A 7,924-nucleotide genomic window follows, 5' to 3' on the forward strand; every position below is an offset into this window, starting at 1 on the left:
CACGGCAAAAACGCCTATCGAACCGAGCAGCAATGCATAATCTTCGGAGCGCAGCGTAAACCAGAGCCAAAGATATGATACGCAAAGAGTAATAGGCATGGCCAAATAAACTGCAAACGCAGGGAAGCGCAATCCATCATTTACACGCGCCGTGTAGTCCGCATCTGCGGTGCGATGGGTATAGATAGAGATTAGCGCGGTAACTGCAACTGCCGCAATCACATATGCCGCATTGAAGCCCAGGTGCTCCGATATGGCTAGGAGCAGCAGGTAAAAAATCACATCCGCGGCTCCAACCATCAAGTATTGCATCGGGTGCACCCTAAGCCGAACAAGGATTTCGAAGAGGAAGAACACCGCAAATGGAATCATCAGAAAAAGCAATCCATATTTAACCGCTCTCTCAATCTGCTTGTAGCCTGCCATAGATTCCAGCAATACCACCCCAAAACCATGCACATCGGGGTTTATTCTTTCCGCCTCCGACGAATTCCAATGTGGTCGAAAGGGTCTGCTAACTTCCGGAATTCTCCAATTCGCGTTAAATCCCTCGTCACCGAATTCCATTTCGGAGGGGAGCAGACCCCCTAAAAACGACGGCGATGGCCAATCGCCCGAGAGTTCAAGCACCGTATCGCGCCCAAGCGGCACGAAGTCCGCTCTATTACCCCCGCTGATTTCCATATCAAAGGCAAAATCCACTACGCCGCTATCATCACCATCGATTATTTCTCCCACCGTCGCGCTCACGCCATTCCCCACCGCCGTATTTCCCGAATCCGGCAAAAAATCCACCTGCCGGAATCCCCATTGCAATTCCGAAATCCCTCGAATCCCTTCCATATTTGCGATGCCAACTATGAATCGGTTTTCCTCCGGGATTGGTATTGCTCCAGAAGGATATAAACTGGCCCCCGGCGTATGAACTCTTCCACTCCCATTAACAAAGGCTCTGTAGACAGGAATTCGGTAAATCCCCAAACTCCGGTACTCAGCTTCTAGCTTTCCCTTTAGCGTGAAGGACTCGGGAATCAAGTATATCTCATCCCGCGATTTGAGGATCACCTCCTTCCCGTCGCGTGTTTCGATTCGCTCATATTCGTAGGGTAGTGCAAGTATTGGCCCCACCAATATAAGCTCCCCCCCTACTTCTTCAACAACCCGCTCTGCAGCCTCAGTTTTCAAATCTAGCCGATCCGCAACCAAATTTCTTATCATAAACAGCGGAATCAGCAAAAGAAGTATTATCACAACCGTCACCAAAACTTTGATTAGTGGACTAAGCCACATATTCTTGCCAGTTTTCGACATCGAGATAATCCTCCAAGTGCGGTAGAGCTCAGGGCTATAGAACTTGATACATTGTAAGTCTGACAAATGGCAATTTCAATATTGAAATCCGGCAAAATAGGGGCTGAATTTGGCTGTGTTACCCAACTTGATTCAGGCAAAAATTTTGTTTGTCGACATTGCCTCGCATCATCTTGAGTGTCTTTGACTTTGGGCATCAACAGAGTTATACAATATGCTAGTATTGGAAATATGAAACATATTGCAATCGTCGATGACGAGGCGACTCTTCGCGACAATTTGAGCTACGCCCTCAACAAGGAGAATTACATAGTATCCACCTACTCCAACGGCCAAGATGCCTGGAAGGCCCACCAGGGTGCCCCGCCACAACTCTATTTGCTGGATATACTAATGCCGCGAATGGATGGCTTCGAATTCTGTCGCCTGCTACGTCAAACAGATAAAAAAACTCCAATAATTTTCCTTTCCTCTCGGGACCAGGAGCTCGACAAGATTCTCGGCCTGGAAATAGGCGGGGACGATTACATCGGGAAGCCATTTAGCGTCCGTGAGCTTCTAGCTCGAATAAAAGCTGTTCTGCGACGCGCGGACGGAGTCGACCAGAAGGAATCCCCGATTCACGTGGGCCCCTTCACACTGATGCCGGCTAGCTATCGGGTCTGTTGGAACGGACAAGAATTGATACTTACCATAAGCGAATTCCGAATTTTTTCTGAACTGATTCGTTCATCGGGAAACGTATGCAGTCGTGCGGCGCTTTTCTCGTGTGTATTCCCGGATGACGAATTCATAAACGAACGCGCAGTAGACAGCCATATTAAACGAATCCGGAAAAAACTGGAAAGCATCGGAGCGCCAAAAAATACCATCAAAACCATGTACGGAACGGGCTACCGATTCGGGATAAAAGCTTGAGAAAACAAAATTCCCGCCTTCATACTGCTGGTCGTTCCTCCCATCGAGACAGCTCTTTGAAAGGATTAACCTCTAGGCTCCTTATATTCAACATCCTGCTGGCTGTCTTTCCAATCGGCGCCGTCCTTTTCCTAGGCACATACGAAACCCAGCTTCTTGAGAGCCAGGAGCGTGCCATGGTACAGCAGGGTAGACTCCTTGCCTCAGCTCTAAGTGGCCACAATCTGGCCAAAGAGGCCAACGCCATCATAGGGCGCTTGGGCGCAAGAACCGATGCACGCCTGCGGGTGATAGATAAAAATGGACTACTGCTTGCTGATTCTGCCAGTCCAATTGTACAGGAACAATCCTCAATCCGCACTGAAAACACTCAAGATTCAGTGTTCGCACCCTCTCGCCAAAGTTATCCCGAGGAAAACGTGATTTATCGAATAGGAGCCATACCCACGCGCGTTTTAAAACTGGTGTCCCGCATTATCAGGAAACCCAAAATCCCGAGTCCCGACGCGGAATATTACAGCGGCAAGCAGATTCTGAACGGCAGTGAGATAAACTCGGCTCTGGAAGGGCGTTATGGCGCAATTACCAGAATTTCCAAGGGGCAGAAGTCGGTAACTCTTTATTCAGCAATACCTATCTTCCAAGATGAAAAAGTTGTTGGGGCTGTTTTGGCATCTCGCTCCACCCTTGCAATACTGTCCGATCTCTACAAGCTCCGTCTCGACATCGCCACCATCTTCCTGTTTAGCGTCGCCGGAGCAATCGTTCTCTCAATACTGTTAGCCAGAACCGTAACCGTTCCAGTAAGTCGACTACGCGATCAGGCCGAAAGTATACTTGATCAACAGGGGAAAATGCAGTCCGGCTTTAAACCGTTATCCGGTAATGATGAAGTTGCCGATCTTTCTCGGGCGCTTTACCGCCTATCATCCAGATTGCAGCAACGTACAGATTACGTAGAAGACTTCATGATGGATTTAATGCATGAAATGAAAAATCCAGTGGCTGGGATTCTAAGTGCGGCTGAACTAGCGGAACAGAATACTCCAGGAGAAACCAGCAGATTTCTTGAGGTTATCGCCCGTGAAGGCCATCGCATTCAACGACTTCTGGACGATCTTAAAGAACTGATTAGCGTTGATGTCCGGTTGAATCAGGGCGAAGAAGTTATGGCGAGTGTTGGCACAATTCTGGAAAACATAGTATCGACTTATAACTACCGCAAGGACAAGGAGGTACAAGTGCTGTTAGTCAACCAATCAGACTCGGCTAATCCTATCCAATTACTTGTTAATCCCGATAGATTGGCACAAGCCATATTGAACCTGCTGGACAATGCTGTCTCCTTCTCTCCCAGAAACGAAAAGGTGGAAATAATTCTCGATTCCCCAAACAAAGATACAGTGAAAATATCGGTTGCAGACCGAGGACCAGGAATCGCTGAGGATGTTAAAGAAAAAGTTTTTGAGCGTTGGTATACTGACAGGCCCGATCAAGAATCCTCACAGCATACTGGCCTGGGTTTGGCAATAGTTAGGAGAATAGCCGAGGGTTATGGAGGCGGCGTTCAAGCTATCCCCAGAGAGAGAGGCGGAACCATTTTCGAACTCGAATTCCCGATAACAAAATGATTGAAGCGGATACTGAAAATCGTAGAATCAAACTAAATCCAACTTGGTTGAGCAGACTCGTGAATGAGTTTGAAAAACCCTATATGGCTGAGCTTAGAGCCTTTCTGTTTAGGGAGAAGAAGGCAGGCAAAGCAATCTACCCCAGAGGTGAAGAAATATTTGCGGCCTTGAACAGCACCCCCTTCGAAGAGGTTAGGGTAGTGATTCTGGGTCAAGATCCATATCATGGCGTTAACCAGGCGCATGGCTTAAGCTTCTCGGTGCGTCCGGGAATTCCTATTCCACCTTCCTTAATCAATATATATAGGGAGCTGCGGGATGATTTGGGGATAGCTCCAGCACGCCACGGATGGCTTATGCCATGGGCCAGAGATGGTGTGCTGCTTCTAAACTCCGTTTTAAGTGTAGAACATGGCAAACCAGCATCGCACCAAAACTGCGGCTGGGAAACTTTTACTGATAAAATAGTGAATCTAATCGATTCGGAACTACAAGGAGTGGTGTTTATTCTGTGGGGTTCCTATGCGCAAAGGAAGGCCGCACATGTGGATGCGAAAAAACACTTGCTGCTAAGCGCTCCCCATCCTTCTCCTTTTTCCGCCTCTCGGGGTTTTTTTGGAAGTCGTCCCTTCTCTCAAACCAATGACTGGCTCAAAAGTCATGGCAAGAGCCCCATCAATTGGCAACTTCCCTCATTGCCTCTATCTGCCGATCTGGACGGCTAGAATTCGAGTGGAAACTGCCGGGGAAAAAAGAATACAGCCAGTTGACAGTCCCGCTCCGTTCCCTGGCAATTTCCAGCAACCTCACCGACCGAATATCGCCGCGATTTTTCTTTCCGACAATCCCGGGCTAATCTCCAATTCGGAGGAGCACATTGCCATTGCTATCGACTGATATAGTTGCGATTTCCGCGTCGGCGGGACGCGCGAAATGCCATAGCCCTCTGGGAAGAACACCTTGCCAACCATTTTGGCTGGCAATAAGCGGGGGGTCGAGGGGAGACTGGGAGTACCATGTCCCTTCGGGAAGGGCTGCCTTGATTTCAAAAACCTCCAGCAGACGGAAACTATAGGTTCGTAATTTCCCTCCTGTTATGTCGCGCCTAAGCTGTTTTTCATCCAGGAGCCAGGGCCTGTTGTTGCTTCGCTTCCTTGCCGATTCGGCGAAACGACGCTGATTGATTGCGTGCGAGGAAATTCCAGCATCTACCAAAGATAGGAGAAGTTGCGCTGAGAACCCATCCTCCCAGCTAAATTGCAGATTGCCCGGCAAGGGCAAATCAGCACCGACTACGACGCCGGCGGCACGCACCCGATAGGGAGCGGCATACTCGACAGTGATGGGAACCGCCATTACTATTAACGGCGATTCTCTAGGAAGTTCGAGAACGAGTGGCCCTTGTGCGCTATCAACAGTTTTCTCAGATACTCTGTCACTGGAGTTGAGCCAGCGCACTTTCCAAGAGGCGGGATATGCCCCATCGTAGATAGGCAACCCTCCCTCCGGCCATCTTATTATAACGTCGTCGCTGACACCAAAAAATCCGCAGGCAACCAAAAATACCGATACTACTAAGCCTAGTAACAAGATTTTCATATCTTCCATTGACTAGGTTGTGGTATTAATCTCTTGAATTCGAATTTCCGAAACCTACCCGTGATAAACCTTTGTAAGCTGGCTAGAGTGTCAGACCCTTCGGTAATCCTCAGAATCCGATCCAGATTGAGCAATTCAATCTCTGTTGATTCTATCAATGGCTCGAATCAAATCTACTGTTTTTTGAAGCTGACTTTCGAAGATGTCTTTCCTTTTCCCGTAAGTTATAGGAAATTATCGGGTGCGCAGTATGCGTTCTATGAGATAACATACTACCTTCAATTGTATATACAGCGGATTGAGTGATTCTGGAAGAATTCCAACCATGAATCGTTAGGTTGTGAATCTGTGATAACTTGATGAAAATCATCCCAATGGGCAATGCTTGAAAACGAGGTCTTGTCAAATTTGGTACTGTCAATCGCAAGGATATGGGTTCGCGATTGTCGGAGCATAGTTTTTCGAACTTCCGCTTCCTGCTCATTTGCGTCGGTAATCCCAGCAACCTGATCAACTCCGTCGCAGCAGATAAACGCGATGTCGGCATGATAATCTGCAATTGCGGCCACAGTCGAATATCCGACGAAGGTTTTTGTTTTCTTCCGCATTGTCCCCCCAATACCGATGAATTTGATAGCATGCGATTTGGCGAAAGTGTTAGCAACCTCAACGGAATTTGAAATCACAATCAAATTTTTTAGAGTGCAAAAAGCCCTGGCAATCTGCCAGGCCGTGGTGCTGCCGTCCAAGAACACTGTATCGCCCTCATTCACATTGCCTTTACAAATGGACGCAATTCTTTTCTTGGAGTCGATGTTGATTACTTTCCTGATGTCTACCGGTAGCACACGATGCATGTTGTCCGGGATGCAAGCCCCACCGTAAATTTTCTCTATCAGCCCTTCACCGGCCATTTTGGTAAGATCGCGCCGAATGGTCTCCTCCCCTATACCGCATAGAGTGGAAAGTTCCGATACCTTCGCACTTCCTTTCTCAAGCAGTAATTGATGAATCAATTTGCGCCGTTCAACTCCGAGCATTTTCATAACCCTCGAAACAGGTTTATCAGCTTCTCACTATATGGTGCTCTCAAGATACCTTTTTCACTGATGATTCCGGTAACATGCTCTGCCGGCGTAACATCAAATGCCGGATTCCAAACATTGACATCCTCAGGGCCAGTCTGTCGGCCTCCAAAACTTGTCACTTCTTCAGAATTACGTTCTTCAATAGGTATCGCATCGCCCGTAGCCGTGTTGAGATCGACTGTTGACGAAGGGCACGCAACATAGAACGGAATACCAAAGTGTTTGGCCAGTATAGCCAAACCGTATGTGCCTATTTTGTTCGCCACATCCCCATTCGCCGCTACCCGATCCGTGCCAACAATAATCAGATCTACCTTGCCCGACGCCATCAAACTCGCGGCCATATTATCGCATATCAAAGTCACATCAACTCCTGCTCGGAGGAGTTCCCAACTGGTCAGTCGGGCACCTTGCAGGAGAGGGCGGGTTTCATCGACATAAACCTTAAACGAAACACCCTGTCGGTGAGCCAGGTACATGGGTGCCGTAGCGGTACCGAGTGCCGAGGTGGCCAATCCACCTGCGTTGCAATGGGTTTGGACACCCATGCCATCCTTTATTAACGGGCGCCCTGTCTCTCCGATGGCCCTGCAGAGTTCCTGATCCTGCTGATGAATGGCCTCAGCTTCTTCTTTCAGTCTTTCAATTACCTGCGCTGTGCTGGAACCCGTTGAAGCTGATGATTCGGCGACCGAAGTCATTCGTTTCAGGCCCCAAGACAGATTGACAGCCGTGGGGCGAGAGCTGTTTAAATAGACGGCCATCTCTTGCAGTTTTCCCATGAATTCTTCAATGGAAAGACCTGCATGACTGCGAGCGCCGATATACAAGCCGTAAGCTCCGGCGACACCGATTGCCGGGGCACCGCGAACTTTGAGTTTCTTAATGGAATCCCAAACCTGTTCAATGCTAGTTTGCTCTTCCCGTACCACATCCACCGGAAGCAGGGTCTGATCAAGAAAATAGAGACGGTCGTTATCCCAGTAAAGGGATAGAATTTCCGCGTTTTCATCGACAGGATGTGATTTGCTCACCTCAGTTTCCTTGTTTGGTTCCAAATAGTCGACGCTGACATGCAAGGGCTTTGTTCCGCACTTCTTCATATCCTGGAACAACGCTGTTTTCCATCAGAATGCGGCCAGCAGATAGCAATGTTTTGACATTGCCGGAGCCTGATGAATAGACCAGTGAAGAACTGAGATTCCAGAGCGGAGTCATCTGGGGACTGCTGATATCGAGCAACATGATGTCAGCTTCCTTTCCCACTTCGATTGTTCCTCCACCGGTAGCGAAGTATTCCGCACCCACAGTGCTGGCGATATTTAAAATCTCCCCGGCTGGCATTGAAGTTGCGTCTATCGTATCAACTTTCTGCAT

At 48.4% G+C, this 7,924-nt stretch carries 8 protein-coding genes; 3 read left to right on the forward strand and 5 right to left on the reverse strand.

What is annotated here, in order from left to right:
- Nucleotides 1-1,311 (reverse strand): cell envelope integrity protein CreD (gene creD / locus S1OALGB6SA_RS01275; RefSeq protein WP_148083995.1); only part of this gene is annotated, 1,311 nt, incomplete at its 3' end.
- Between the two features lie 231 nt (nt 1,312-1,542).
- Between creD and S1OALGB6SA_RS01280 the strand changes: the two genes are divergently transcribed.
- The 3 genes from S1OALGB6SA_RS01280 to ung are packed head-to-tail and all read left to right on the forward strand — an operon-like array spanning nt 1,543 to nt 4,585.
- Nucleotides 1,543-2,229: a response regulator transcription factor gene (locus tag S1OALGB6SA_RS01280; RefSeq protein ID WP_124032289.1), complete on the forward strand. Its 687-nt coding sequence runs from the start codon at nt 1,543-1,545 to the stop codon at nt 2,227-2,229.
- Nucleotides 2,226-3,860, forward strand: coding sequence for an ATP-binding protein (locus S1OALGB6SA_RS01285; protein WP_124032290.1), 1,635 nt, complete (start codon nt 2,226-2,228; stop codon nt 3,858-3,860). The genes S1OALGB6SA_RS01280 and S1OALGB6SA_RS01285 overlap by 4 nt, the downstream gene beginning before the upstream one ends.
- Complete coding sequence (ung, locus tag S1OALGB6SA_RS01290) at nt 3,857-4,585, forward strand: uracil-DNA glycosylase (protein WP_124032291.1); 729 nt, start codon at nt 3,857-3,859, stop codon at nt 4,583-4,585. Before S1OALGB6SA_RS01285 ends, ung begins: the two co-directional genes overlap by 4 nt.
- Nucleotides 4,586-4,712: 127 nt before the next feature.
- Here ung and S1OALGB6SA_RS01295 read toward each other — a convergent pair whose 3' ends face one another.
- The 4 genes from S1OALGB6SA_RS01295 to S1OALGB6SA_RS01310 all read right to left on the reverse strand — a co-directional run.
- Nucleotides 4,713-5,459, reverse strand: a complete 747-nt coding sequence (locus tag S1OALGB6SA_RS01295) for a hypothetical protein (protein ID WP_124032292.1) — start codon at nt 5,457-5,459, stop codon at nt 4,713-4,715.
- Nucleotides 5,460-5,737: 278 nt separating this feature from the next.
- Entirely contained in the window at nt 5,738-6,505 is a 768-nt protein-coding gene (locus S1OALGB6SA_RS01300) for a DeoR/GlpR family DNA-binding transcription regulator (RefSeq protein WP_124032293.1), read from the reverse strand.
- Nucleotides 6,502-7,581, reverse strand: coding sequence for an S-methyl-5-thioribose-1-phosphate isomerase (gene mtnA, locus S1OALGB6SA_RS01305; RefSeq protein ID WP_230204347.1), 1,080 nt, complete (start codon nt 7,579-7,581; stop codon nt 6,502-6,504). Before mtnA ends, S1OALGB6SA_RS01300 begins: the two co-directional genes overlap by 4 nt.
- Before the next feature lies 1 nt (nt 7,582).
- On the reverse strand, nt 7,583-7,924 hold a 342-nt coding region (locus tag S1OALGB6SA_RS01310), incomplete at its 5' end, for an amidohydrolase family protein (protein WP_124032295.1).

Origin of the sequence: Olavius algarvensis spirochete endosymbiont, assembly GCA_900608495.1 — a bacterium.
Classification (GTDB): Bacteria; Spirochaetota; Spirochaetia; order DSM-2461; family DSM-2461; genus UBA2779.